We start from the raw sequence: 26430 nt of genomic DNA, 5'->3' as shown, positions 1-26430 counted from the left end.
CTGTTGCTGGCGGCCTAGGCGAGTAAGTCCTAAGGCGAGTCAGTGGCCGTAGGCGATCAGCGATTTGATCGCCGTCCGTCCGCCAGCGCTCTCACCCCCACTCGCATATACGACATTTCCCGAGATTTGTCGGATCGGCTGGGCCGCTGGACAGGCGGGCTCGGTGCGCGGCCGCGCGGCGCTTCCGTTCCGTGAGACAGGCGACCGCCTGCTGAGACCCGCACCCACATCATGGACTCACCGCCCGCGATGTGAGACTAGCGTCCATTGTGGAGAATGTGTTTGTCACGTAACGAGGCTTTCGCCCGGCGGGTTTTTCCGGCCGAATGTGAACCTTGGAGAGTTATGGCTCGTATGTGGGCGCAACTCTCCAAGGTTCACAAAAATCCATCACGTGACCGCGGTGTCCACATAGCGGGACCGCCCGGCCGCGAACGAATCGCCACAGCGCCTCATCTCCGGCACCACCGAGCCACCGGCCACACCGTGACCAGGTCACTCACCGCCCACCACCACGGTCAGGACTTACTCGTCTAGGCGGCGGCGTTCAGGCGGTACGCGCGGCCGGAGCGGCGGGTGATCACCTGGTCGGCGAGGCCGTAGGCGACCGCCTCGTCCGCCGACAGCGTCATGCTGCGGTCGGTGTCCGCCCGGATCTTCGCGACCGGGTGTCCCGTGTGGTCGGCGAGGATCTGGTCCATCTCGGCGCGCACCTTCGCCACCTCCTTGGCCTCCACGGCCAGGTCGGGCAGCGTGCCCCGGGCCTGGCTGGACGGCTGGTGCAGGGTCACCTTGGCGTGCCGCAGCACCGAGCGTTTGCCCGGGGTGCCGGCCGCGAGCAGGGCCGCCGCGGCCGACGACGCCTGACCCACGCAGATGGTGGCGATGTCACAGCGTACGAAATGCATGGTGTCGTAGATCGCGGTGAGCGCGCTGAACGAGCCGCCGGGGGAGTTGATGTAGAGGCCGATCTCCTGCTCGCCCGAGGACTCCAGATGAATCAGCTGAGCGATCACCACGTTGGCGACACCGTCATCGATCTCGGTGCCCAGGAAGATGATCCGGTCGGACAGCAGCCGGGAGTACACGTCGAAGGCCCGCTCGCCGTTCGGCGTCTTCTCGATCACGGTGGGGATCGTGTACTGGCTCATGCGCTCAACCCCATCGGCTGGCGGGCCATCGCGGGCCGCACGTCGTCGACACTGTCCAGGATGTGGTCGATGAGGCCGTACTCGCGGGCCTCCTCGGCGGTGAACCAGCGGTCGCGCCGGCTGTCCCGCTCCACGGTGTCGATCGGCTGGCCGGTGTGCTCCGAGGTGAGCCGCAGCAGCGTCGACCCGATCCGCTCCAGCTGCTCGGCGTAGATCTCGACGTCGGCCGCGGTGCCGCCGAAGCCGGCCGAGCCCTGGTGCATGAGGATTTGCGCGTGCGGCAGCGCGAACCGCTTGCCGGGCGTGCCGGCGGTGAGCAGGAACTGCCCCATGCTGCCGGCCAGCCCCAACGCGAGCGTGCTCACGTCGTTGGGGATGAGCCGCATCGTGTCGTAGATGGCCAGGCCGGCGCTGACCGACCCGCCCGGCGAGTTGATGTAGAGGCTGATGACGCCGCGCGGGTCCTCGGCCGACAGCAGGAGCAGCTGGCCGCAGAGCCGGTTGGCGATCGGGTCGTCGACCTCGGTGCCGAGGACGATGATGCGCTGGTGGAGCAGCCGGGTGGCTACCTGGTCTTCGATGGATCCCGCGGTCCACGCGGTCGTGCCGTTCGCTGATTGCATGTCTCCACCTTCGGAGCATGGGCGGCCGCGATCCAAGCCGATCTGCTGTCAGCAGACGCGCCAGACGGTGTCTCAGGGGGCCCCGCCCAGCCCAGAGTGACGCGACCCGCGGCGTCCGTCGTCCAATCCAGGTGATCAACCATGCCGTCCCACGCCTTCGTGCGTATGAGGCGCGACAGCGAACTGCGATTTTGCCGTCGGCGGGAGCCAAGGGAGTCACGGGAGCTACCGGCGCGACGGGTGGGCGGTGGCCGCGCACTGCCGGGTCCTGGCCGCGCTGCGCATACCGCCATCGGCTGCGGTCTCATCATTCAGCTGGTCCGTCGGCCGGGAGTCCCCGTGCGAGGCGGCGCCGCCAGGCCCAGGCAGGTCCCAGCTCCCCACAATGGGCGCCCCCCCACCCGGGTGTGGGCAGTCGCGACGCCGGGGAGGCTGTGGTTCCCCACGCCGCGGTCACCCCCACCCGGGTGTGGGCAGTCGCGACGCCGGGGAGGCTGTGGTTGTCCACGCCGCGGCCACCCCCACCCGGGTGTGGGCAGTCGCGACGCCGGGGAGGCTGTGGTTCCCCACACCGCGGCCACCCCCACCCGGGTGTGGGCAGTCGCGACGCCGGGGAGGCTGTGGTTCCCCACACCGCGGCCACCCCCACCCGGGTGTGGGCAGTCGCGACGCCGGGGAGGCTGTGGTTCCCCACGCCGCGGTCACCCCCACCCGGGTGTGGGCAGTCGCGACGCCGGGGAGGCTGTGGTTCCCCACGCCGCGGTCACCCCCACCCGGGTGTGGGCAGTCGCGACGCCGGGGAGGCTGTGGTTCCCCACGCCGCGGCGACCCACAGCGGGTGTGGGCACCCATCACGGCCGGAACGTCCCAGCTCCCCACAGCGACGGCCCTCAGGTCCGCCACGGAAGGCCAACGCATCGGAGGGTGAGCGGCGCGAGAACCAGCTGAACAGTTCCACGATGCGGACGGATGAGACCGCATCGTGGACGATCGTCCGGACTGGACGGTCGTTTTACGGATGTCTGAGGCTTTTGGAGCCGCCGATTGCCGCCTGTTTTCGAGACCTTGGAGAGTTACGCCCACATGCGAGCCACAACTCTCCAAGGTCTCGAAGAACTTCGTTGCGGGCGCTGAAGGATCCGCACTGAACGCGGACAAAGGCAAGGAAAAGGATGTCGCCGGAGAGGCCCGCTCGGTGGGAAGGTTGGACACACGGGATCGGCTCGGTGGCCAGTGGGTGAGAGGCCTGCTTAGGCGGTCACGCCGGGTCGGCTCGGTCGCGAGTCGGTGGGAGGCCGTTTCAGGAGGTCGCACGGGTCGGTTCGGTGGCTGCTCGGTGGGAGGCCGTTTCAGGAGGTCGCACGGGTCCGTTCGGTGGCTGCTCGGCGGGAGGCCGTTTCAGGAGGTCGCACGGGTCGGTTCGGTGGCTGCTCGGTGGGAGGCCGTTTCAGGAGGTCGCACGGGTCCGTTCGGTGGCTGCTCGGCGGGAGTCGTCTCCGGTGGTCACCGCGAGGCCGGCTCGGTGCTTAGTCGAGGGGGAGGTCGGCGCGGGTGCACTCGGTTATGTAGGGGAGCTCGTACTCGGTGCGGCCTACCAGGTCGGGGTGCGTCGCCATCAAGCGGCGGACCTCGCTCAGGACGGCGGCCTTCTCGTCGGGCGGGAGCAGGATGATGCGGCTGCGTGAGGCGACCATGTCGATGAGGCGTTCCGGGCCCAGGACCTCGGTCCAGCGGAAGCGGGCGGTCTCGGACGGGCCGAACGGGGGGCCGATCGTGGTGCTGCGTTCGCGGTTCTCGCTGCCGATGATCTCGCCGAGGCGGCGGACCCAGTCGGCGGACTCGTCGCGGACGTTCCACAGCAGACCCAGGCGGCCGCCGGGGGAGAGGATGCCGGCGATCGCGGGGACGGCGCGGGAGGCGTCCACCCAGTGCCAGGCCTGCGCGACCAGCACGACGTCGGCGGAGTCCGCGGGCAGCGGGATCGACTCGGCGGTGCCCTGGACGGCGGTGACGCCGGGGACGGCGCGGCGCAGCTCGGCGAGCATGCCGGCCGACGGGTCGACGGCGGTGACGGGCAGGCCGCGCGCGGCGATCTGGCGGGTCAGCTTGCCGGTGCCCGCACCCAGATCGACGACCCTGGGCCGGCGGCTCGGCGCGCGGCCGCGAAGCGGGCGCGGGTCGGCACCGCCGAGCGGGTGGGTCGGCGGGCCCGCGTCGGGGGTGCTCGCGCGGTGGCCGGTGCCGGCCTGGCGAGAGGGCCCGCGGTGGCCGGCAGGCAGGAGCCAGTCCAGGGCCTCGGACGGGTAGGAGGGCCGGCCGCGTTCGTAGGTCTCGGCGGCGGGCCCGAACGAGTTCGCGTGGGCGGCGTGGTCGGACACAGTGACGATCTTAACTCGCAACATCCTAGGACGCTCTACGGGGTGTGTTTGGGGTGGCGCGTGCGAGGGCAGGTACTTGACCGAGGGCAAGTATTCATGGAGGTTGGACTATGAGCTTCTCGGATAAGGCCAAGAACGAAGCCGACGAACTGGCCGGCAAGACCAAGAAGGCCGCGGGCCGGGCGACCGGCAACGAGAGTCTGGAGGCCAAGGGTCAGGCGCAGGAGTCCGCCGCGCAGGCCAAGAAGGCGGGCGAGCACGTGAAGGACGCCGGCAAGGACGTCCGCGACGCGTTCAGCTAGAAAGCGACCAGAGAGGACGCGTCCGGCTAGCGAGCCGGACGCGAGAGCAAGTAGACAGAGACCACGTGAAGGCCCGGGGCAACGGCGCCCCGGGCCTTCACGTCATGCGGGCAGCGGCTCGGCCGAGGCCGTAGCCGCCTGCTTGCGCCACCAGTCCTGGCCGGTCTGCGGCAGCGTGTCGATCGGGTCGTAGTACGCGTACAGCTTGGACAAGGCCTCGGTGTCGTCCGCCTCGATCGAGGTGCGGTAGTTCTTCGTCCAGTACGAGATGCCGTGCTCGCGGTCGTACTCGGCGACCATGTGGACCCAACGCTTGCCGACGAACGGGACGTCGCAGACGATGCGCGGCGTGGCGTACCCGGGGAGGTAGCCCATCATGTCGTGCTGCAGCTGCTGGGCGTGCCACACCGGGACCCGCCAGTGCTCGGCGTTGGGGATCATGTCGCACATGTAGAAGTAGTACGGCAGGATGCCGGCCTCGCCCTGCAGCGCGAAGCACAGGTCGAGCAGGTCGGCGGTCGTCGCGTTCACGCCGCGCATGAGCACGCCCTGGTTGCGCACGTCGCGCACGCCGACCTCGAGAAGGGTGCGGGCGGCGCGGGCCACCAGCGGGGTCAGCGAGTTCACGTGGTTGACGTGGGTGTGCACGGCCAGGTTGACGCCGCGGCGTTCGGCGGTGATGGCGACCCGGTTGAGGCCCTCGACGACGTCGTCCTGTAGCCAGTGCTGGGGCAGGCCCATCAGCGCCTTGGTGGCGAGCCGGATGTCGCGCACGGTCGGCACGGACAACAGGCCCATCAGGTACGCCTCGAGCTGCTTCCACGGCACGTTCGCCACGTCGCCGCCGGACACGACCACGTCCCGTACGCCGGGGTGGGCCTTGAGGTAGGAAAGGTGCGCTTCGTAGCGGTCGACCGGTTTGAGTGACAGGCGTAACTTGTCCACGGTCGGCGTGCTATTTCCGACCAAATCCATCCGGGTGCAGTGCCCACAGTATTGCGGACACGTCGACAGCAACTCGGCGAGAACCTTCGTCGGATAGCGATGCGTCAGCCCCTCGGCCACCCACATGTCGTGCTCGTGCAGCGAGTCCCGCGTCGAGTTCGGGTGCGACGGCCAGTCAGAATGCCGGTCGGAGGCCACCGGAAGCATGTACCGCCGGATGGGGTCGGCGTAGAAGGACGCCGTGTCCGGCTCGGCGTGCGGGACCATCGTGTTCAGCATCTGCGGCGGCAGCAGCATCGACATGGTGGCCAGCCGTTCCTGGTCGGCCACGAGGTCGTCGTAGAAGCTTTCGTCGACCAGTGACCCGAGCACGGCGCGCAGCTGCTTCACGTTCTTGACGCAATGCACCCGCTGCCACTGCGCGGACTCCCACTGCGCCGCGGTCACGTCGCGCCAGCCCGGAAACCTGGTCCAGTCGGGTTCGGCCAGCGTGCGGCGCTGGTACTCGTACGGCTGGTCGGAGCTCTCGGTCACGCGGCCCTCCAAGGTCGTCCTTGACCCATCCCAACCTACTGGATTATTTACGGTCTAGATACGGGATGGCCGGAGGATTTACGGTGTACCCACGCATCGCACGAGAAGGATGGGGTTGAATGGGCTTCTCCGCAGGATTAGACCGGGTGCTGGAGCCGGCCGGTGTGCTGCCGCAGGCGGCGTGGCGGCTCGACCCGCGGCCGGAGATCGGGGCCGACGAGGTCCGGATCCGGGTGGAGCGCCTCAACCTCGACGCCGCCAGCTTCCGGCAGTTATCGGAAAAACACGATAAGAACGGCGATGCGGTACGGGACGAGGTCCTGGAGATCATCCGGACCCGTGGGAAGATGCACAACCCGGTCACCGGCTCGGGCGGCATGCTGATCGGCGTGGTCGACGAGGTCGGCCCGGCGTCGCCGCTTGCCCTGAAGCCGGGCGATCGGGTGGCGACGCTGGTGTCCCTGACGCTGACGCCGCTGAGCATCACCGACGGCCTCGCCCGGTGGGACGGGACGACCGAACAGGTGCCGGCGGAGGGGGCGGCAATCCTGTTCGGTCGCTCGGTCGCCGCGGTGCTACCGGCGGACCTGGCGCCCGAGCTGGCACTCGCGGTGTACGACGTGTGCGGCGCGCCGGCGCTGACCGACCGCGTGGTGCGTTCTTATACGGAAAAACAGGAGGATGTCACTGTCGCCGTGCTGGGCGGCGCCGGCAAGAGCGGCAGCCTCGCCCTCGCCGCCGCCCGTCTCGCCGGCGCCCGCACCACCGGAATCGTCCCCACCGAGACCGAGCGCCGGGCCCTTTACGACACGGGGCTGGCCGATGTCGTGACCATCGCCGATGCCCGCAACCCGGTCGAGGTGGCCCACCGGGTGACCGAGGCGCTGGGCGGCCCGGCCACGGTCACGGTCGTCTGCGTGGACGTGCCCGGCTGCGAGCACGGCGCGATCCTGTCCACGGCGGACGGCGGCACGGTGATCTTCTTCTCGATGGCGACGAGTTTCCCGGCCGCGGCGCTGGGGGCCGAGGGCCTGTCCGCGGACGTGACGATGCTGATCGGCAACGGGTACGTGCCGGGGCACGCGGCGTTCGCGGTCGACCTGCTGCGCCGCGTTCCGGCGGTCCGGGCGCTGTTCGAGGCGCGGCTCGCGGGACACTGACGGGCATGACAGACACCCCCTCGGTCATTTACGTCAACGGCCGCTTCTACTCCGCCGCCGATCCGCGGGCCACCGCCATGCTGGTCCGGGACGGGAAAATCGCCTGGCTGGGCGCGCGTGCCGACGCGCCGCCGGCCGACCGCACCGTCGATCTCGCGGACGGCCTGGTGACCCCGGCCTTCGTCGACGCGCACCTGCACGCCACCGACACCGGGCTGGCCGCCGACGGTCTCGACCTGTCCGGCGTGGCCTCGGCGGCGCAGCTGCTCGAGGCGGTGACGGCGTTCGCGGCGACGCGTCCCGCCGACGCCGTGGTGCACGGCTACAAGTGGGACGAGACGCTCTGGCCGGAGCAGACGCCGCCCACCGCGGAGGAGCTGGAGAAAGCGGCCGGCGGCCGCCGGGTCTATCTGTCGCAGGCTTCGGTGCACTCGGCCCTGGTGTCGACCTCGCTGCTGGGTGCCGCTCAGGGCGTTCCCGGGTACGCCTCGACGGGCTGGGTGCGGGAACAGGCACATCACGCCGTGCGCGCGCTGGCCCTGGGCGCGTTGACGCCGGCGCAGCGGACCGCGGCGCAGCGGGCGGCCCTGAGTCAGGCGGCGTCGATGGGGATCGCGGCGGTGCACGAGTGCGGCGGCCCGGGCACGTCCAGCGAGACCGATTTCGCGTCGGTTCTCGCGTTGTCCGGCACCGGCCTGCCGCAGGTGTTCGGATACTGGGGTGAGCTGGGCGCCGCCGAGAAGGCGCGGGACCTGGGCGCGGCGGGCGCGGCCGGCGACCTGTACGCGGACGGCGCGCTGGGTTCGCGCACGGCGTCGCTGCGGCACCCGTACGCCGACGGCGACGGCGGCACCGGGGAGGCGTTCGTGTCCGCCGAGCAGGCCGCCGAGCATCTGCTGGACTGCATGCGGGCCGGGGTGCAGGGCGGCTTCCACGCGATCGGGGACGCGGCGATCGAGACGGTGCTCGAGGGGTTCGCGATCGCGGCGCGGCAGGCCGGGGTGGAGACGCTGCGCCAGGCCCGGCACCGCATCGAGCACGTCGAGCTGATCGACAAGGCGATGATCGCCCGGATGGTCGAGTTCGGGGTGGTGGCGTCGGTGCAGCCGGTGTTCGACGCGTTGTGGGGTGGCGCCGGGCGGATGTACGAGCAGCGCCTGGGCCTGGAGCGGTCGATGGCGTCGAACCCGATCGGGACGATGCACGCCACCGGGGTGCATCTGGCGTTCGGGTCGGACTCGCCGGTCACGTCGCTGGATCCGTGGGCGGTGGTGCTGGCCGCGGCCGCTCCGCGTAACCCGCGGCACCGGATGAACGTGCGGGCGGCGTTCGCGGCGTCCACCCGCGGCGGGTGGCGGGCGGCCGGGGTCGACGACGCGGGGGTGCTGGCGCCGGGCGCGTCGGCGAGCTTCGCGGTGTGGGACACCCCCGCGGGCGTACGGGACGGGCTTCCGGTCTTGCTGCCGGATGTGGACGGGGCGGAGCCGGCACGGCCGGTGTGCCGGCGCACGGTGCTGCACGGCGCGACGATCTTCGAGGGGTAGGAAACGGTGGCCGGGAAGCTGGGGCTGGACCCGCGGGTGGTGCGCAAGGCGCGGCGGCTCGCCGAGCGGGCGGGCCGGCCCGTGGTGGATCTGGCGCGGTCGCACACGACCGTGTCGGTGGAACGGGCGGTGCTGCGCCTGGCCGGGGTGCGCGGGGCCGACGCGGACGGGATCCCGTGGGTGAACCGGCTGGCCGACGCGGTGGTCGCGGACGTGGGGCTCGGGCACGGGGTGGCGGTGCCGGTGTTCCACGCGATGCGCGAGACCGGGGTGGACGACGTCACGGTGCTCGCGCAGAAGGCGGCCGCGGGGGCTGTTCGCTTCGGCGTACCGGGAAAGCAGGCGGACGTGACGGCGGCCCGGCGGCTGGCGAAAAGAGCGACCGGCGCCGGGCTGAAGCTGGTGGATCGGCGGCGGGCCGAGCGGGAGCGGCTGATCAAGAGGTGGGGTGACCCGCCGCAGCGGCCGTGGATCTATCTGATCGTGGCGACCGGCGACATCTACGAGGACATCCCGCAGGCGCAGGCGGCGGCGCGGGCCGGGGCGGACGTGATCGCGGTGATCCGCTCGACCGGGCAGTCGCTGCTGGACTACGTGCCCGAGGGGGCGACGCGGGAGGGGTTCGCGGGCACGTACGCGACGCAGGAGAACTTCCGGCTGATGCGGGCGGCCCTGGACGAGACGTCGAAGGAGCTGGGGCGTTATGTGCGGCTGACGAACTACGCGTCGGGGCTGTGCATGCCGGAGATCGCGGCGCTGGCCGGGATGGAACGCCTGGACATGATGCTGAACGACTCGATGTACGGCATTTTGTTCCGCGATATCAACCCGATCCGGACCTTTGTGGACCAGCGGTTCAGCCGGCAGGTGCACGCCCGCGCGGGGATCATCATCAACACGGGTGAGGACAACTATCTGACGACGGCGGACGCGGTGGACGCGGCTCACACGGTGACGGTGTCGCAGCTGCTGAACGAGTATTTCGCGTACGAGGCGGGGCTGGCCGACTGGCAGCTCGGTCTGGGGCATGCTTTCGAGATAAATCCTGATTTGCCGGAATCGTTCCGGCTGGAGCTGGCGCACGCGCTGCTGGCCCGCGAGTTGTTCCCGACCGCGCCGCTCAAGTGGATGCCGCCGACCAAGCACATGACCGGCGACGTGTTCCGCGGCAACCTGCTCGACGGCTTCTTCAACCTGGCCGGCGCGATGACCGGCCAGGGCATCCTGCTGGTCGGCATGATGACCGAGGCGGTGGTGACGCCCTGGCTGTCCGACCGCGACGTGGCGTTACAGAACGTGCGGTACGTGCTCAACGGCGCCGGGGGGTTGCACGAGGATTTCGTCCCGGCTGCGGGCGGCTTCATCCAGCAGCGCGCCCACCAGGTCCTCGGCGAGGCGGTCGACCTGCTGGAGAAGATCGTCGACGACACGCTGCTGAACGCGATAGCGGATGGCACGTTCGGCATCATGAAACGCCCCGCCGATCGCGGTAAAGGCTTGGACGGGGTCGCCAAGATTGACGACAATTACTTCAATCCGGTCACGGAAGCCCTGGAAGCGCCGAAATGACGACGAGAACCGACGTGATCTTGCGTTTTACTCGGAGGACGAGCCCCCCATTTCGTCAGGAGCCGTCGTGTTACGAAGTTTCCAGCTGGCCAATCATCGATCGATCCGGGATGAGCACGAATTGCTCCTGTTTCCGGTTCGTGGCCGGGAGCCGCTTGTTCTGCCGGTGACCGCGATCTACGGACCGAATGCCGCCGGCAAGTCGAACCTGATTGACGGGCTGCATTGGTTCCAGCAGGCGGTTCTGCACTCCTTCCGGACGTGGGAACCCGACGCCGAGATACCGCGTGATCCGTTCCGCCTCGACCCGCAGGCGGCGGCCGAGCCGTCGTCCTACGTCGTCGTCCTGGTCCTCGACGGCACTCGGTACCTGTACGGGGTCAGCCTCGACGACGCCGTCGTGCGGGAGGAGTGGCTGTACGCATACCCCCGCCGCCACAAGCGCGTCATCTTCGAGCGGCAGGGTCAGACGGTCGAGTTCGGCTCCACGATCAAGGATCGCCGGCGCCGGGCGGAACTGCTGGGCGGGGCACTTGGCCGCAACTCGTTCTTCCTGAGCATGGCGGCACAAACGAGGCAAGAGGAGGTCCTGCCGGTCTACCGGTGGTTCCGCGACGGCCTGCGGATTCTCGACGGCGCCCGACCCTCGGCCGACAGCCCCGGCGAGGTGGCCGACCACGTCATCGATGCCGTGCATCGCCATCCCGAGTTCATCGAGCTGCTGAAAAGGGCTGACCTGGGGATCGTCGACCTGGAGATCGTCCCCACGAACGCCGAGGCCGCCTATGCGCGGTCGGCCGCCGAAATCGTTGACGACAACGTCGAGGGCCGGCACCAGATCGCCCGAAGGACTATCGAGGACCGCCGTAAGAGGGGAGACCTGCAGGACGAGCTCACCTTCCTGCACGGCGAGAAGCGGGTGCCGTTCAGCCCGGCGGACGAATCGGACGGAACGCTGGCCGTAGCTGACCTGCTGGCCGCGATCCTTTCGGCGCTGAATGACGGAGCCACGCTCGTCGTCGACGAGATCGACGCGAGCCTGCACCCGCTGCTGACCACCCGGCTCTTGGAATTGTTCCGGGACGGCAGCGCCAACCCGCACGGCGCTCAGCTGATCTTCACGACCCATGACACCGCACTGCTGGGAACCAACCTGGATCTCAACGACGTGCTCAGGCGCGACGAGATCTGGTTCGTCGACAAGAACAAGGACGGCGCCACGTCCATTTACCCGCTTACCAGTTTCCGCCCCGGCAAAGGCGAGGAACGAGATCACGACTACCTCGACGGAATCTATCGCGCTGTGCCGCGTATTTTCCCGGATTCTCTGGTACGGCAGCTCATCACGGCGCGAGACGAAAGCGATCATGACAATGCGGCGTGACGGTGAGCCGAGGAGGCGGGCCGCGTCCCGAGTTCTCATAGTCTGCGGCTCTGACGCGACGGAATCCGCATATTTCACAGGCCTGCGAGACGCGCACTGTCCGCCTTCGATGCGCCTGTCGATCATCGAGAAGGGGCAGGTGGCTCCGGAGGAGGTCGTTCGGCATGCCTGGCGGAAGATGATGGGGGGCCGCTACCACCAGGTGTGGTGTGTCGTCGACGTCGATCACTTCGAGCGGGCGGGGGGCCAGATAACCAAAGCGCTGCGGCTGGCGGACAAGCACGGCATCAAGATGGCCATCTCGAACCCGTGCTTCGAGCTGTGGCTCCTGCTGCACCGCGCCGGGTGCACCGTGCACTGCGCCGACTGCCGCGCCGTGCACCGCATTCTCAAGCGCGACCTGCCCGCGTACGACAAAACGCGGTTGAGGTTCGAGGACTTCTCCGCCGGCGTGCCGGACGCGGTGAAACGAGCCCGGGAACTGGATCCCACCGGACCCGACCACGCGACCAACCCCTCGACCGGGGTCTGGGCCCTGGTCGCCACGATTCTGGAGCAACCGTGACGATTATCCGGCCGTACGGGGACACCACCGGGGACGGGATGGTGCAGCTGTCGTTCACGCTGCCGGTCCCGCACGACAAGCGGGCCGAAGGGGCCGCGTTGCAGCTCGCCGCGAAGATGGGCATGGAGCCGGCGATGCTGGTGCACGCGAAACAGATGGGCGACGCGTACACGTTCTTCGTCGTCTACGGCAAGGTCGGTCACCTCGTGGACACCGGCAAGGTGCAGGTCGTCGAGCGTGATTACCCGCTGCTGAGCGCCAGGGAGGTCAACGCGGCGGTCAAACGCGGGCTGCGGCGGCCGTTGAGCGTGGTGGGGGCCTGCATCGGCACCGACGCGCACACCGTGGGCATCGACGCGATCCTCAACCTCAAGGGCATCGCGGGGGAGAAGGGCCTGGAGTCCTACACCGAGCTGTCGGTGACCAACATGGGCGCCCAGGTGTCGGTGCCCGACCTGGTGGAGACGGCCCGCGCGAAGAAGGCCGACGCGGTGCTGGTGTCGCAGGTGGTCACCCAGCGCGACGCGCACCTGCAGAACACGCGGGCCATGTCGGCGGCGTTCCGCGAGGCGCTGCCGGAAGGGCGGCGGCCGCTGTTGATCGTGGGCGGGCCGCGGTTCGACGAGCTGATGACCGGGGAGCTGGGCGTCGACCGGATCTTCGGCCGGGGCACCACGCCGCGCGAGGTCGCCTCCTATCTGGTCCACGCCATCATCAAGGAGCCGAAGTGATCACCGTGACGCATCGCCGGTACGTGCCGTACGCGCACGCCCACTACGCCGGGAACCTGGTCGACGGCGCGTACTCGCTGGGCCTGTTCGGGGACGTCGCCACCGAGGTCTGCATCCGGCTCGACGGCGACGAGGGCCTGTTCGCCTCCTACGACGACGTGCAGTTCAAGGCCCCGGTGCAGGCCGGCGACGTGCTCGAGGTGACCGCCACGGTGGTGCACATGGGGAAGCGCTCCCGCAAGATCGCGTTCACGTCCACGGTGGTGTGCCGCGGTACCGGCGGCTCGTCGGCGCGGGTGCTGGACGAGCCGATCGTCGCGGTGAGCGCCACCGGCACGGTCGTGGTCCCGCCGAAGCCGTGACGACGGTTGTCTGCGCGGACGTCGGGTCCACGTACACGAAAGCGGCCCTGATCGACCTCGGCACCGCGACACTGGTCCGCCGCGCCGAGGTGCCCACGACCGCCGCCACCGACGTGCTGACCGGTTTGGATCAGGCCGTCGCCGCGGTCGGCGGCACCGGCGACGAGCTGTACGTCTGCTCCTCGGCCGGGGGCGGGCTGCGGCTCGCGGTCGTCGGCTACGAGGCGCTGGTCACCGCCGAGGCCGGCCACCGGGTGGGGCTGTCCGCGGGTGCCCAGGTGGTGCACGTCGCGGCGGGCCGGCTCGACGGGCGGTCGGTGCAGGCGTTGCGCGCGTCGCGGCCGGACGTGATCCTGCTGGTCGGCGGCACCGACGGCGGCGACGCCTCGGTGCTGATGCACAACGCTGGGCGGCTGGCCACCTCCCGGTTGCGGCTCCCGGTGGTGCTGGCCGGCAATTCCCGCGTACGCCCGGACGCCGCGGCCCTGCTCACGCACCGGCGCATCCCGGTGACCGTGACCGGCAACGTGCTGCCCCGCATCGGCGAACTCGACCCCGCCCCGGCCCGGTCGGCGATCCGGTCGGTGTTCCTGCGGCACGTCATCGGCGGCAAGAGACTCTCCCGGGGCGGCCGGTTCGCGTCGCTGGTGCGCTCGGCCACCCCGGACGCCGTACTGGCCGGGGTGGAACTGCTCGCCGACCGCACCGGCGCCGGTGTGCTGGTGGTGGACGTGGGCGGCGCCACCACCGACGTGTACTCGGCGCTGCTGCCGGACGCGGAGGCCGAGACCGGGCCGCGACGCGATGTGGCGGGCACGCTGTGGCGGTCGAGAACCGTCGAGGGTGACCTCGGTGTCGCAGCCGGTGCCGACGGGACACGCACGGCCGCCACATCGGAGAAATTGGCACTACCGAAAAGCGGACACCTCACCGATGACCGTGCGTTAGCCGCCGCGGCCGCCACGATCGCGTTGCGGCGGCACGCGCGAGGCCACTCGTCCGGTCCCGGTCAGCCCCGCACCGGCGGCCGGGACCTGCGCGACGTGCGCCTGGTGGTGGGTTCCGGCGGGGTGCTGCGCCACGGCGGCGGCGAATATGTGCTGCACGCGCTCTTGTCCGACGTCGCGGGCGGCTGGGCGGCGCCGGTGCGGGCGCGGACCGTGGTCGATCAGCGGTATGTGCTGGCCGCCGCCGGTCTGCTCGCCACCGATCACCCGGACGTGGCCGGTGCCCTGCTGAACAGCCTGTAACCCCGGCGGGTACGGGAGATGACACGCCGAGAAACCCGACACGCCCGGGCGGGGGTCAGGCGGTTGACAGGCGGGCGGGGGCAGGACTTACCGTCTTCGAATCCTGAGCACGGCAGCGGCTCTGTTCGCTTCGTCCTCTCGCCCACTGGCCGCAGTCCTCGCAGGGGTCGCGCGTACAGCCAGGTCCAGTGGGTGGGGGTCGGCGGGGCGGCGCGGACGAGGCGCGACCGTGGTGGGGCGGGGGGATCGAGCAGCGCCAGTAGACAACGGCACGACGCGGGCAGCCAGTCCGTGCCCTGTCGGTCCGAAGGCGATCGCGACGTCCGGCCCGTGCCACCCCCCGTGCGAAGGGGACGAGGGAGAACTCGAGGCGCGGCCCCGACGGGCCGCGCCTCCTCTGCCCTCACTCAGCGTCGCCCGGTAGCCTTCGGCGGGTGGAAATGACGCTGCAACCCCCCGCTACGCCGCTGGTCACGGCGTCCGGCGCGCCCCGCCCGATCCGGGCCCGGTGGGCGCTGCCGATGGCGATCCTGTCCGGAGCGGCGTTGCTGCTGTCCTTTCCCCCGTACGGGCTGTGGTGGCTGGCGCCCGCCGGCGTGGCGCTGCTGGCCGGGGCCGCGCACCGCCGTCGTCTGCGCACCGCTTTCCTGCTCGGCTGGGCGGCCGGCCTGGTCCTGTTCGTGCCGCTGATCAGCTGGACCACGATCGGTGCCGGCTGGGCCCCCTGGATCCTGCTGTCGGTGGCCGAGGGCGCGTTCCTCGGGCTGCTCGCCATGGCCACCGCCTGGCTGTCCCCGATGGTGGACCGCCGGCCCTGGATGTGGCCGCTGCTGACCGGGCTGCTCTGGACCAGCCAGGAGGCGCTGCGCGACCGTGCCCCGTTCGGGGGATTCCCGTGGGGGCGGCTCGCGTTCAGCCAGGGCGACGCCCCCGCGCTGCGCGTCGCGGCGTATGGGGGAGCGCCGTTGGTGACCTTCGTGGTGGCCGCCGCCGGCGGCGCCCTGATCGCCCTGCTGTGGCGCCGCCGCTTCTCCGTCCCGGCGTTAGGGTTCGCGGTGCTGCTCGCGGCGTTGCTGGCCGGGCCGCTGCTGGTGCCGGTCAGCCACGGCGGCTCCACCACCAAGACGGTCGCGATCGTGCAGGGCAACGTGCCGCGCCTCGGGCTCGACTTCAACTCGCAGCGCCGCGCCGTGCTCGACAACCACGTCGACGCCACCCTGAAACTCGCCAACGAGGTCGCGGCCGGCACCGCCACCAAGCCCGACCTGGTGGTGTGGCCGGAGAACTCCAGCGACATCGACCCGCTGCGCAACCCGGACGCGGCGCAGGAGATCACCGAGGCCGCCGACCGGATCGGCGCGCCCATCCTGGTCGGCGCGGTCCTGCAGACCGACACCCCCGGCGACATCAAGAACGCCGGCATCCTCTGGAATCCGGGCACCGGGCCGGACACGTCGCAGACCTACGTCAAGCGGCACCCGGTGCCGTTCGCCGAGTACATGCCGCTGCGCTCGGTCGCCCGGCTGGTCACCGACAAGGTCGACCTGGTCCAGAACATGCTCGCCGGGGACCATCCCGGTGTCATCAAGACCGGGCCGCTGACCCTGGGCGACGTCATCTGCTTCGAGGTGGCGTACGACGGGATCGTGCGGGACACGGTGACCGGCGGCGCCCAGGTCCTCGCCGTGCAGACCAACAACGCCACCTTCACCGACGCCGAGGCCCGCCAGCAGATGGCGATGGTGCAACTACGGGCCGTCGAGCACGGCCGCGACGCCCTCATGGTTTCCACCGTCGGCGTCTCCGGGTACATCGATACCAGCGGCCGCATCCACGGTGAGAGCGGTTTCAACGTGGCATCCGTGATGGTGCGTGCGATGCGTCTGGGCGGACCGACTACGCTAGCGACGCGCTTGGGCGCCGCGCCCGAGGTAGCGGCAGTGGTGCTCACGATCGCCGCCCTGGCCGGTGCTCTGGTGCTGCGCCGCCGCCGGCGCGTGATCCTTGACGACGAAAAGGACGAGAGGGCAGGGGCACGGTGAGCGAGACCGAAGGCTACCCGGGAGTCGGACGGGTCCTCGTGGTCATCCCGACCTACAACGAGGCGGACAACATCCGTTCGATCACCGAGCGGGTGCGCCGGGCGGTCCCGGCCGTCGACATCCTGGTCGCCGACGACAACTCGCCCGACGGCACCGGCGGCATCGCCGACGAGCTCAGCACCACCGACGACCACATCTTCGTGCTGCACCGGGCCGGCAAGGAAGGCCTCGGCGCCGCGTACAAGGCCGGGTTCGCCTGGGCGAAGAACAAGGGCTACGACGCGGTCGTCGAGATGGACGCGGACGGCTCGCACGCCCCGGAGGAACTGCCCAAGCTGCTCGACGCGCTGCGCGACACCGACGCGGTGCTCGGCACCCGCTACATCTCCGGCGGCAGCGTGCACAACTGGCCGATGCGCCGGCTGCTGCTCTCGCGCGGCGGCAACATCTACATCCGGATGGCGCTGGGCATGCCGTTCCGCGACGCCACCGGCGGGTACCGTGCGTACCGGATGCCGGTCCTCGACGAGATCAACGTGGAGACGGTCGCCTCGACCGGCTATTCGTTCCAGGTCGAGCTGGCCTGGCGTACGTACAAGTCCGGTTTCCGCATCGCCGAGGTGCCCATCACGTTCACCGAGCGCGAACACGGCGTCAGCAAGATGAGCGGCAACATCTTCAAGGAACAGCTGCTCAGGGTCACTGTCTGGGGCATGCAGTCGCGGGGCAGCAACCTGATGGGCATGCTCGGGCGCAAGCCCCGCCGAGGGCAGACCTGGCCGTGACCGTGTCATGCTTGGGTGGTTCGCGTTTCGCGTGAAGCGGAGGACCTGATGCGCGGTCGTGGCCTGGCACTACTTCCTTTGGGCTTGTTCCTGCTCGCGCTCGCCGAGATCGCCGTCTTCGTGACGGCCGTGCACCTGCTCGGCGGCGCCTGGGCGATTCTGTTGCTGGTCGCCGCCAGCGTGGCCGGCATGATCCTGCTGCGCCGTGAGGGCATCCGGGGGTGGCGCCGCTTCCAGGCGGCCGCCGCCGAGGGCCGCCCGCCCGGCCGGCAGGTGACCAACTCGCTGGTCGGCCTGTTCGGCTCGCTGCTGCTGGCCATCCCGGGCTACATCTCGGCGGTTGCCGGGCTCGTGCTGCTGCTGCCCCCGGGCCGGCAGCTCGCCCGGCGTGCCGCCGAGCGCTACACCGAGCGGCACGTCGACGCCGCGGTGGCCGGCGACCTGTTCGGCCCGCGTCGCGTGCGGGTCCGGCGCGGCGACCCGGTCGTGGTCGACGCCGAACCCACCCCGGCACCCGCGTCGCCCGCGGCGGCGATCGAGGGCGAGGTCATCGAGGGCGAGGTCATGCGCTGATCCGGGCACAACGAAAGGCCGTCCCGGCTCCGGGACGGCCTTTTCGTATCTCGTGGTACCCCTTTATCGGCCCCGGCGCGTACGCACCTCCTGGAGCCGCTCGTTGAGAATGTCCTCCAGCTCGGCGATGGAACGCCGCTCGAGAAGCATGTCCCAGTGGGTGCGCGGCGGCTTCGCCTTCTTCTGCTCCGGCTCGCTTCCGTCCACCAGACGGGCGACGCTGCCGTCGAATTTGCATTCCCAGGTGGTGGGCACCTCGGCATCGACGGCGAACGGCACCTCGAACTGGTGACCCTTCACGCACAGGTACTCGCGGGTCTGCCGGGGCGCCAGCTCGGTGTTGCGGTCGGACTCGTAGCTGACTGCGCCAAGACGGCTGCCGCGCAGCATGCGTTCGCCCATGATCGGCTTTCCCCTCGCTCGTGGTGCTGCTCTCGTTGGTGTAACGAAAGGGGCGGCCGCGGGATTCCGCGGTCGCCAATGCTCCGGACCACCGTTGTGACGGCGGTGTTAACGCTACGAGCGTAACCGGACGCGGCCCATACTCGGGACTGCCGACCCCCGCCGAAGTGGACCTTGGTCCATTTTACGCCCTTATGGGAGATGTGCGGGTGGTGCAATGTCGGTCACCCGACCGGTTACAGCCCATTTCTCCGGCGCAGGTCAGGCCAGATCCGACCCGCTTGATGAACTCAGTTCGGTAAAACTTCACGACCGGGTGGCTTGCGCGGCGTTGACAGACTCGCCGCCATGATCGTGTGGATCAACGGAGCGTTCGGCGCCGGGAAGACCACGACGGCGGGTCTGCTGGCCGCGGGTCTCGCGGACGCCAAGGTTTTCGACCCAGAGTACGTCGGTTATCTGCTGAGAGCGTTCGTGACGTCGCCGACCGGGGACTTCCAGGACATACCCCTGTGGCGGCACCTGGTGGTGGAGACCCTCGCAGGGCTGGACCGGTCGTATCCGCGTACCTGGGTCGTGCCGATGAGCCTGATCGACGCGGGATATCGGGCGGAGATTTTCGAGGGGTCGCGGGCGGCCGGTGCCGGCGTGCGGGAGTTCGTGCTGGTGGTGCCGTCGGGGGTGCTGCGGGCCCGGATCTTGTCGGACGAGGTCGACACGGAGGCACGGCAGTGGCGGCTTGATCATGTCGAGCAGGCGCTGGCGACGTTCGCGGCGGCGCAGGACGCGTGCCTGATCGACGGGACCCGGGAGCCGGAGAAGGTGGCCGCGGAGATCATCGAGCGGCTGGCGTAAGCCGGCAGGGGTAAGCCTGCTTCTCCTCGCCCCTGTTCCGGGCCATCGCTGGCGCGATCGATGGATCTCTACTCGATCTATGTGGGTGATCAGCAACTCTGCGGTCCGGCGGTCAACGGCCGGCTGCCGGCTGCTGCGGTGCGACGGCCGGGCGGGACGGGCCCAGGGAGGCCAGCGCTGAGGCCAGATCGCTGACCTGAGTGGACAGCTGGGCGGCGCGGGACTGGGCGGCCTCGGCGTCGGCGACCGCGGTGGCGAGGCGGCGTTCCAGGTCGGTGCGGTCCTGGGCGGCGCGTTCCACTGCCCTTTCCAGATCCTCTTGCGTACGCCGCAGCGCGTCCCGTTCGGACAGCGCCGCCGTGGCCTGCTCGCGGAGTCCGGTCTCGGTGACGGCGGCGTCCCGGCGTACGTCGGCAAGGGTTTTGGTGGTTGTCTCCAGCTGCTCGGCGGACGCGCGCTGGGCGGACTCGGCTTGGCGGGTCTGCTCGCGGGCCGTGTCGCGTTCCTGGCGGAGTTCGTCGGCGCGTTCGGCGGTGGTCTGGGCGTCGCGGAGGGCGGTGGCGAGGTCTCGTTCGGTGGAATCGCGCTCGCGGCGGGCGTCCTGCAGCTCGGCCCGGACGGTGGCGAGCTCCTCCCGGGTCGCGGTGAGCCGGCCGGTGGCGGCGTCCCGGTCGGATTCGGCACGCTCGCGCAGGGCCGCGGCGGCGGTGGCCTCCCGGCGGGCCTCGTCCCGGGCCGTCTCGGCGTCGGCGGCGGCCTGCGTGGCAGTGGTGGCGCGGCGCTCCGACTCGGACGCGTGCTGGCGGGCCTCGTCGCGTTCCGCGGTCGCCGCGGCGGCCAGCCGGTGCGCGTCGGCGGCGGCGGCTTCGGCCTTGTCGGCGTCGCGGCGGGCGTCGTCGCGTTCGGTGTGGGCGGCGGCGACCTGCTCGGAGGTCTCGGCGCGGACCTCGGCCACGCGCCGGTCCACGCCGGCCGGGGAGAGCTCGGAGTGCAGCGACTCGGTGAGCGTCTCGACGGCCTGGTCGAGGCGGTCGACGATCTCCCAGGTGCGGGCGACCTGACCGGCGAGGCCGGGGGAGGCCCGGTGGCGCATCCGGACGTTGCGGGAGGCGCGCTGGCATTCGCCGTCGTTGTCCCGGCAGTAGCGGAAGGGCCGGCCCGCCGCGGCCCGTTGGGGGACGGGACGTCCGCAGTAGGCGCAGGGGCGGGTTTCGACGGCTTCGTCGGTGTCGTTCTCGTTCATCGTTTGCCGAGCCTAGGCCGCTCGGTTTGGCACGACACGCCACCACACCGCCGCGATTTGTGGTCTCGAGTTCGCCGCCCGTCTGCTGGCAGACCAGTCCGAGCGCTGGGTCGGCGAAACCCCAAAGACCTAGCATCCTAGGACGACTTACGGGGTGTGCGCTGGGTTACGTCACCGGAACAAACCCAAAGCAAAACCAAAAAGGAATCAACGACATCCCCGCTTTGATTTGGGTTGGGGTCTGTCGGCGGTGGCTCCCCAGGTGGACTCGGGGCTGGCGTCGTCAGGGTGAGGTTGAAGTCGTCGCGGTTGGTCGGCGCGACCCTTTGAGCCGGGCTCGAGTTGGTGCAGGCCGGTGCGGCGGGTCTGCGATCGTGCGTTTGGCGTTGGGTGCGACCAGAACGAAATGGATCTCCACGTCGGCGGTGGTCGTAATGCGGCACGGCGACCACCGAACCGGCCTGGCCGAACGTGCGCCGCCAAAGCCGGCATCGCCCCGCGCATCCTGGCCAAACCGCGTAACGCCGCACGGCGACACCCGAATCGGCCAGGTCAACCAGCGCTCGCCGCCCTCCGGGGACGGCGAGCTCGCGAGTGTCGGCCGGGAACGCGCGGGACCACTCGAAGCCCATGATGTGGGACCTGCGTCCGTTGTGCGGGATTGGCGACCACATCGTGGCTGCGAGTCCACTATGTGAGACCCGTGTCCACTGTGGAGGTACTTTCATCCCCTCTTGCGGCCTTTGTTCGCCTGCTTTCCCTGGCGTTTTGTAGACCTTGGAGATTTATGGCTCGCATATGGGCGTAGGTCTCCAAGGTCTCGAGAAAGTCCACGATGTGGTGGGGATCGCCGCATAGTGGGATCGGCGACGAGGCTCGCGGCAACCGAAGGCATGTACGACGCCGAGGATTGGCGGCGGCCACCGCAGACAAGTGCGGGCTCGTTGGTTGTCTCGGCGGCCGATGTCGGTCGGTTGCAGGTTGCGGCGGCGTGACCCGGGCGGGACTTGGGATCCGCCGCAGCTAGCTCGGGAGCGGTTACAACGCAGGTCCAGGCCCGGCACCGCAGCGGGAACGGTCAACCCGCGAGCCTGGACCCGCACCGCAGGGTGCTGAGACGGATGTCGAGCGCCCGGACGCGCTGGCCGCCGAGGTGCCGGAGGCGGGGGCGTCAAACCTGTTCTGGTTTCCGGTGACGGGCGTCGACGGGAAAAACAGATCTCCCGGTACGCTTCCGCGATGCCCCTTCCCGCCGGATTGCTGCAGCCGTCGTGGCGGGCCGACGAGCTCACGCACAGCACGGCCAACGAGGTCACCGGCGGGGTGTGGCGGGTGCACCGCGACACCGGCACGGCGGTACTGAAGATCGTGAACCGGCGGCGTGACGGTGCGGCGGCGCACCTGGCGGCCAGCGACGATCCGGGGCATTTCAACTACTGGCGGCGTGAGCCGTTGGCGTACTCGGCGGGGCTCACGCTTCCCGGGTTGCGGGCGCCGGCGCTGTACGAGGTGGTGCCGCTCGGGGCGGATTCGGTGGCGATGTGGCTGGAGGACGTGCGCGGCACGCAGGGCATCCACGGCGGGGTGGACGCGATCGCGGACGTGGCGTACCGGCTCGGCGGCGCGCATCGGCACTGGCTGGGCCGGCCGCCGTCGTACCCGTGGCTGGCCCGCGACTCGCTGCGCGACTACACCCTCGCCCAGCCGGTCAACGACGATCTCGACTGGGATCATCCGGTGGTGGCGGCGGTCTGGCCGGCAGCGCTGCGGGCGGGGCTGCGCGTGCTGTGGGAGCGGCGGCTGGACGTTCTTGCGGCGGTGGACATGCTTCCCCGTACGCTGTGTCACCACGACGTGTGGCCGATGAACCTGGTGTTCGCCGCGGACGGGCCGGTGCTGCTCGACTGGGCGTTCGTGGGGCCGGGCGCGATCGGCGAGGACGCGGCGAACCTGGCCCTCGACTCGTTCCTGGACGGGCTGATCGATATCGGACTGCTCGACGCTTTGGTGGGTGCGGTCGCGGAGTCGTATGCGCGGGGGTTGGACGGGGCGGTGGATCCGCGGCTGGTGCGGCGGGCGATCGTGACGACGGGGGCGGCGAAGTATTTCTGGCTGGCGCCGCGGATGGTGATGGCCGCGGGGGCAGGCTGGTCGCGGACTCCGGTGTATGACGAGCGGGGCATCGAGGGGATGCTCGCGGGCCGGCGTCCGGTGCTGGAGGTGGTGGCGCGGTGGGCGCGGGAGGCGCTCTAGGTGGTGCCGGAGGCCTCTACGTGGGGGCGCGGTGGGCAGGAAGGCGCCTCAGGTGATGGACAGGTGCCAGCGGCCGGCGCGGTAGGTCAGGTGCGACACCGATAGCGGTGCCACCTCCAGCGACCAGATGCCGTCGGGGGGCGTTCTCAGGGCGTACGCGAGCAGGGCCCGCACGATCGTGGTGTGCGCGACCGCCGTCAAGGTCGTGTCGGTGTGGTGGTCGAGCCAGGCGCCGGCGCGGGCGCGGACCGCGGACAGGGACTCGCCGCCGTGCGGGGCCGCGTCCGGGTCGGTCAGCCAGGTCGTGGCGTCGACGTCGGACAGGGTGCGGCCGGTCCAGGTGCCGTAGTCCGGATCGGACAGTGCCGGTTCGAGCAGGGCGTTGGTGCCGCCGAGTTCGAGGACGGTCTGCTGGGCGGCGCGCGATGGTGCGCACACCCACGGGCCGGCGATCTGCATGGTGCGGGCGGTGTTGCGGCCGGCCTCGTCGAGCGGGTCGTCGCCGCCGAACAACGCGCGGCGTAGCGACCGGGTGGGTCCGGCGGCGACCAGCCGCAGACCGTTCACGCGGCGGCCGCGGCGGCGTTCCCGGCGCGGGATGCCGCCCGGAAAGAGGGGCCTAGGGTGCTGAGCGAGTCGGTGCGCGGTGCCGCCTGGGCGCTGGGAATGGCGAACCTCCATCCGGGATGACGCGTCCTCGTCGGCGGGCCTCGACGTGAGGGTCTGGGCCGCGAGGCGAATGCACAGTGGCGCGACCGCACGGGTCCCGGCGACGCCCACAACGTAGCCGGGTGCGGTGCGCGGGCACAACCGCCCGCTACTCGGACGGGTTCGGCGAGCCGGACGAGGATCTGGACGGGTTCGGCGAGCCGGACGAGGATCTGGACAGGTTCGGCGAGCCGGACGAGGATCTGGACAGGTTCGGCCGGGCGGGCGGAGATCCGGGCGGGTTCGGCGAGCCGGATGGGGACCCGGACCGGTTCGGCCGGCCGGGCGGGGATGTCGCACCCCCTCGATACCATCCATGGCAGTCGACGTGACGGGAGGCCGGGATGGGTGGGCGACGCGCCGCGGTCACCGTCACGGCCGTCCTGGTCGCGCTTGCTGTGCCGGTGCCGGCGCGGGCGGCCGAGGTGTGCCAGACACCGGCGGTCGCGTCGCCAGTCAGCCGGGGCACGCCCCTGGAGGATCAGGTGTACGCGCCGGGCCGGCTCGCCGCGTTCGCGACCGGCCGGGGCGTGCGGGTCGCGGTGATTGATTCCGGGGTCGACGCCGGTCATCCGCAGCTGCGTGACGCGGTGCGGCAGGGGCGGGATTTCCTGCACGGGGAGCCGGACGGCCGGCAGGACTGCGTCGGGCACGGCACGGCGGTGGCCAGTCTGATCGCCGCCCGCCCGAGCCGCGAGACCGGTTTTCAGGGGCTGGCGCCGGAGGCGGAGATCGTGCCGATCCGGATCAGTGAGCAGGCCGAGATCGACGGTAAGGCGGTTGGTGACCGGGGTACGCCGGCGCAGTTCGCGGCGGCGATCGACTTCGCGGTCGACGCGGACGTCCAGGTGATCAACTTGTCGCTGGTGATGACCGACGACAACTCTCTGGTGGAGCGGGCGGTGCGGCGGGCGGTCGCGGCGGGGGTGGTCGTGGTGGCCGCTGCCGGTAACCGGGGCGGCGAGCAGGACGGCAACCCGACGCCGTACCCGGCCGCGTACGCCGGGGTGATCGGGGTGGGTGCGGTGACGGCGGACGGGAGCCGGGCGTCGTATTCGCAGCACGGCGACTATGTGGACGTCGTCGCGATCGGTGACCGGGTGACGGTGGCGGCGCGCGGCGGTGGGCAGCGCGTCGATCAGGGTACGAGTTTCGCGGCGCCGTTCGTGTCGGCGACCGCGGCGTTGATCCGGCAGCGTTTTCCGGAGCTGAGCCCGGCGCAGGTCGAGCAGCGTCTGGAAGCGACGACGGATCCGGCGCCGGGCGGGGCGCGCAGCGACGACTACGGGTTCGGGCTGCTCAACCCGTATCGGGCGCTGACCCAGACCTTGGGCCCGGCGACGCGGGCCGCGGCGGCGCCGCAGCGGATGAACCCGCAGGATCCGGGGACGATCGCGCTGGCTCAGCGGCGGGAGCACGCGCAGAGCCGGGCGCTGGTGTTCGCGGCGGCCGCGACCGGGCTGGTGCTGCTGCTGGCGGCCGTCGCGGTGATCGTGCGCCGGGGCCGCGGGCGGGGCTGGCAGCCGCCCGGCGGCTAGGGCTTGCGGACCCGGTAGCGCAGGTGAAGCACCCGGTCGCCGGCGATCACGTCCGGGTCGTCGAGCAGGTGCTGCGCGTTGACCGACCCGAAGTAGCGTTTGCCGGAGCCGAACACGACGGGGACGACGTCCATGCGTACCTCGTCGATCAGGCCCGCGGCCAGCGCCTGCCCGCCGACGTCACCGGCGGCGACCTCGACCAGGCGGTCCCCGGCAAGCTCCTGCGCCTTCGTTATGGCCGCTTCGACGCCGTCGACGAAGTGAAACGGCGCTGCGGGGTCCCAGCCGTCGGGTGCCGGCCGGTGTGTCACGACGACCACGTGGTCGATGCCGCCCGGGGGCTTGCCGTCCCAGCCGTCGGTCATGTCGAAGACGTGCCGGCCGACGACCGTCACGCCGATCTGGTCCCAGTACGGGCGGGTGTAGTCGTAGGAGGTCTGTGACACCTTCACCGCGCCGCTCTCGTCCAAGGCGACGGTGCCGTTGGTCAGCCAGTCGAACAGCGGCCCGGGCTGGTCGTTGTCGTCGGCGACGAAGCCGTCCACCGACACCGAGCTGTACATGACCACCGTGCCCACGGGCCTCTCCTCTGCTGACGGGTGCCCTCAAGTTAGCGTGTCGTGAGCTGCCGGTCTTGTAGGAAATCAATCGGCGGGCAGCGGCCATCCGTCCATCGCGTGGCCGGGGTGTTCGCGCAGGAACCGCCGCCGGACCTCGACGTAGCGGGTCGGCGTGAGCCCGGTGAACGCCCGGAACTCGTGGCCGAAGTGGGCCTGGTCGAAGTACCCGGCGCGGGCGGCGAGTTCCCCCCAGTCGACCGGGCGGGCCGGGTCGATCGCGAACACGGTGGCGGTGAAGCGGTGGGTGCGGGCCAGCCGCTTGGGTGTGACGCCGATGATCTCCTTGAACCGTTGTGCCAGATGGGTGCTGCTGACACCGGCTGCCGCGCTGAGGTCGCGGATCGGCATCGTCCCGCCGGTTCCCGCGATGACGCCGCCCAGGTGGCGGACCAGTCCCAGGCCGGCGGTCTCGCGTAGCCGCCGCGTCAGCTCGTCTTCCAGCAGCGTCAGCATCTGCTGCGGTCCGCGGGCGGTGGCCAGCCGGTCGCGCAGTGCGGCGACGGCGGGCCGGCCCCAGACCTGCTCCAACGTCAGCGGCCGGTCGCACAGCTCGGCCGCGGGCATCGGCAGCAGCGGCGCCAGCCCCCACGGTTTGAGGTGCGCGCCGACCGACCGGGTTCGCGCCGGGTAGCTGAACTCGAACGCGCGGCTGGGTGTGGTGATCACGCAGCCGTCGGCGTACTCGGCCGTGCCGATGTCGGTGCCGGCGCGGATGCGAAACGGTGCCCCGAGGTTGACGATGAGCAGCGCCGCCGGCATGGGCGGCAGCGTCAGCCGGGCGTACGGCGGCGCGCCCCGCAGGTAGTAGAGGTCGTCGATCAGCTCGTGCAGCGGCGGCCGCGGCGCTCTGGACACGTACTCCATCTCAGGAGTCATCCGCGGCCCGCCGCACAGGCTTTTCGTAACGCCGCCA

At 70.7% G+C, this 26430-nt stretch carries 25 protein-coding genes; 16 read left to right on the top strand and 9 right to left on the bottom strand.

The window, feature by feature from the left end; all coding sequences use genetic code 11:
* Nucleotides 1-533 precede the first annotated feature (533 nt).
* The 3 genes from HH310_RS16425 to HH310_RS16415 form a co-directional block, all read right to left on the bottom strand.
* Nucleotides 534-1151, bottom strand: a complete 618-nt coding sequence (locus HH310_RS16425; RefSeq protein ID WP_169176424.1) for a ClpP family protease — start codon at nt 1149-1151, stop codon at nt 534-536.
* Nucleotides 1148-1774, bottom strand: coding sequence for a ClpP family protease (locus HH310_RS16420; RefSeq protein WP_169176423.1), 627 nt, complete (start codon nt 1772-1774; stop codon nt 1148-1150). The genes HH310_RS16425 and HH310_RS16420 overlap by 4 nt, the downstream gene beginning before the upstream one ends.
* A gap of 1526 nt (nt 1775-3300) precedes the next feature.
* Entirely contained in the window at nt 3301-4152 is an 852-nt protein-coding gene (locus HH310_RS16415; RefSeq protein ID WP_312034130.1) for a class I SAM-dependent methyltransferase, read from the bottom strand.
* Nucleotides 4153-4262: 110 nt separating this feature from the next.
* Here HH310_RS16415 and HH310_RS16410 point away from each other — a divergent pair, with 110 nt between their 5' ends.
* Nucleotides 4263-4454 (top strand): CsbD family protein, encoded by a 192-nt coding sequence (locus HH310_RS16410; RefSeq protein ID WP_169176421.1) that lies wholly within the window; start codon nt 4263-4265, stop codon nt 4452-4454.
* 102 nt (nt 4455-4556) lie between these two features.
* Here HH310_RS16410 and HH310_RS16405 read toward each other — a convergent pair whose 3' ends face one another.
* Nucleotides 4557-5933, bottom strand: coding sequence for a lysine 2,3-aminomutase (locus tag HH310_RS16405; RefSeq protein ID WP_312034129.1), 1377 nt, complete (start codon nt 5931-5933; stop codon nt 4557-4559).
* A 119-nt stretch (nt 5934-6052) separates the two neighbouring features.
* Between HH310_RS16405 and HH310_RS16400 the strand changes: the two genes are divergently transcribed.
* From HH310_RS16400 to HH310_RS16350, 11 genes are all read left to right on the top strand, one after another.
* Nucleotides 6053-7093, top strand: a complete 1041-nt coding sequence (locus tag HH310_RS16400) for an L-erythro-3,5-diaminohexanoate dehydrogenase (protein WP_169176419.1) — start codon at nt 6053-6055, stop codon at nt 7091-7093.
* A 5-nt stretch (nt 7094-7098) separates the two neighbouring features.
* Nucleotides 7099-8637, top strand: a complete 1539-nt coding sequence (locus HH310_RS16395; RefSeq protein WP_169176418.1) for an amidohydrolase — start codon at nt 7099-7101, stop codon at nt 8635-8637.
* Nucleotides 8638-8643: 6 nt separating this feature from the next.
* Nucleotides 8644-10206, top strand: coding sequence for a lysine 5,6-aminomutase subunit alpha (locus tag HH310_RS16390; protein WP_169176417.1), 1563 nt, complete (start codon nt 8644-8646; stop codon nt 10204-10206).
* A 67-nt stretch (nt 10207-10273) separates the two neighbouring features.
* Nucleotides 10274-11590: an ATP/GTP-binding protein gene (locus HH310_RS16385; protein ID WP_169176416.1), complete on the top strand. Its 1317-nt coding sequence runs from the start codon at nt 10274-10276 to the stop codon at nt 11588-11590.
* Nucleotides 11574-12155 carry an RloB family protein gene (locus HH310_RS16380; RefSeq protein WP_169176415.1) on the top strand — a complete coding sequence of 194 codons (582 nt, stop codon included), beginning with the start codon at nt 11574-11576 and terminating at the stop codon, nt 12153-12155. The genes HH310_RS16385 and HH310_RS16380 overlap by 17 nt, the downstream gene beginning before the upstream one ends.
* Nucleotides 12152-12886, top strand: coding sequence for an OAM dimerization domain-containing protein (locus HH310_RS16375; protein WP_169176414.1), 735 nt, complete (start codon nt 12152-12154; stop codon nt 12884-12886). The genes HH310_RS16380 and HH310_RS16375 overlap by 4 nt, the downstream gene beginning before the upstream one ends.
* Entirely contained in the window at nt 12883-13248 is a 366-nt protein-coding gene (locus HH310_RS16370) for a hotdog domain-containing protein (protein WP_169176413.1), read from the top strand. The genes HH310_RS16375 and HH310_RS16370 overlap by 4 nt, the downstream gene beginning before the upstream one ends.
* Nucleotides 13245-14498, top strand: coding sequence for a glutamate mutase L (locus tag HH310_RS16365; RefSeq protein WP_169176412.1), 1254 nt, complete (start codon nt 13245-13247; stop codon nt 14496-14498). The genes HH310_RS16370 and HH310_RS16365 overlap by 4 nt, the downstream gene beginning before the upstream one ends.
* Before the next feature lie 440 nt (nt 14499-14938).
* Nucleotides 14939-16540, top strand: coding sequence for an apolipoprotein N-acyltransferase (gene lnt, locus HH310_RS16360; protein ID WP_169176411.1), 1602 nt, complete (start codon nt 14939-14941; stop codon nt 16538-16540).
* Entirely contained in the window at nt 16537-17325 is a 789-nt protein-coding gene (locus HH310_RS16355; RefSeq protein ID WP_169176410.1) for a polyprenol monophosphomannose synthase, read from the top strand. The genes lnt and HH310_RS16355 overlap by 4 nt, the downstream gene beginning before the upstream one ends.
* A gap of 48 nt (nt 17326-17373) precedes the next feature.
* Nucleotides 17374-17898 (top strand): FxsA family protein, encoded by a 525-nt coding sequence (locus tag HH310_RS16350; protein WP_169176409.1) that lies wholly within the window; start codon nt 17374-17376, stop codon nt 17896-17898.
* 63 nt (nt 17899-17961) lie between these two features.
* Here the strand turns inward: HH310_RS16350 and HH310_RS16345 are convergent, their stop codons facing one another.
* The gene (locus HH310_RS16345) at nt 17962-18300 is read right to left on the bottom strand and encodes an RNA polymerase-binding protein RbpA (protein ID WP_014689763.1); all 339 of its coding nucleotides are present in this window, start codon (nt 18298-18300) and stop codon (nt 17962-17964) included.
* A gap of 348 nt (nt 18301-18648) precedes the next feature.
* Between HH310_RS16345 and HH310_RS16340 the strand changes: the two genes are divergently transcribed.
* Nucleotides 18649-19155 carry an ATP/GTP-binding protein gene (locus HH310_RS16340; protein WP_169176408.1) on the top strand — a complete coding sequence of 169 codons (507 nt, stop codon included), beginning with the start codon at nt 18649-18651 and terminating at the stop codon, nt 19153-19155.
* A 112-nt stretch (nt 19156-19267) separates the two neighbouring features.
* On the opposite strand, the gene HH310_RS16335 is transcribed toward HH310_RS16340, so the two are convergent.
* A complete protein-coding gene (locus HH310_RS16335; protein WP_169176407.1) occupies nt 19268-20398 on the bottom strand; it encodes a serine/threonine protein kinase in 1131 nt (376 codons plus the stop codon).
* Between the two features lie 1239 nt (nt 20399-21637).
* Here HH310_RS16335 and HH310_RS16330 point away from each other — a divergent pair.
* Nucleotides 21638-22651, top strand: coding sequence for a phosphotransferase (locus HH310_RS16330; protein ID WP_169176406.1), 1014 nt, complete (start codon nt 21638-21640; stop codon nt 22649-22651).
* A 48-nt stretch (nt 22652-22699) separates the two neighbouring features.
* Here the strand turns inward: HH310_RS16330 and HH310_RS16325 are convergent, their stop codons facing one another.
* The gene (locus HH310_RS16325; RefSeq protein ID WP_169176405.1) at nt 22700-23218 is read right to left on the bottom strand and encodes a histidine phosphatase family protein; all 519 of its coding nucleotides are present in this window, start codon (nt 23216-23218) and stop codon (nt 22700-22702) included.
* A 224-nt stretch (nt 23219-23442) separates the two neighbouring features.
* Between HH310_RS16325 and HH310_RS16320 the strand changes: the two genes are divergently transcribed.
* Nucleotides 23443-23691 (top strand): hypothetical protein, encoded by a 249-nt coding sequence (locus tag HH310_RS16320; protein ID WP_169176404.1) that lies wholly within the window; start codon nt 23443-23445, stop codon nt 23689-23691.
* A gap of 12 nt (nt 23692-23703) precedes the next feature.
* Entirely contained in the window at nt 23704-24897 is a 1194-nt protein-coding gene (gene mycP / locus HH310_RS16315) for a type VII secretion-associated serine protease mycosin (protein WP_169176403.1), read from the top strand.
* Here mycP and HH310_RS16310 read toward each other — a convergent pair.
* Both HH310_RS16310 and HH310_RS16305 read right to left on the bottom strand, forming a co-directional pair.
* Complete coding sequence (locus HH310_RS16310; protein ID WP_169176402.1) at nt 24894-25475, bottom strand: dihydrofolate reductase family protein; 582 nt, start codon at nt 25473-25475, stop codon at nt 24894-24896. The genes mycP and HH310_RS16310 overlap by 4 nt on opposite strands.
* A gap of 66 nt (nt 25476-25541) precedes the next feature.
* A complete protein-coding gene (locus HH310_RS16305; protein ID WP_169176562.1) occupies nt 25542-26381 on the bottom strand; it encodes a helix-turn-helix domain-containing protein in 840 nt (279 codons plus the stop codon).
* Between the last annotated feature and the right edge of the window lie 49 nt (nt 26382-26430).

Source organism: Actinoplanes sp. TBRC 11911, from assembly GCF_012933445.1.
Lineage (GTDB): Bacteria > Actinomycetota > Actinomycetes > Mycobacteriales > Micromonosporaceae > Actinoplanes.
Note: the sequence above shows the minus strand (reverse complement) of the source record. Positions and strands in the feature narration are given on the sequence as shown.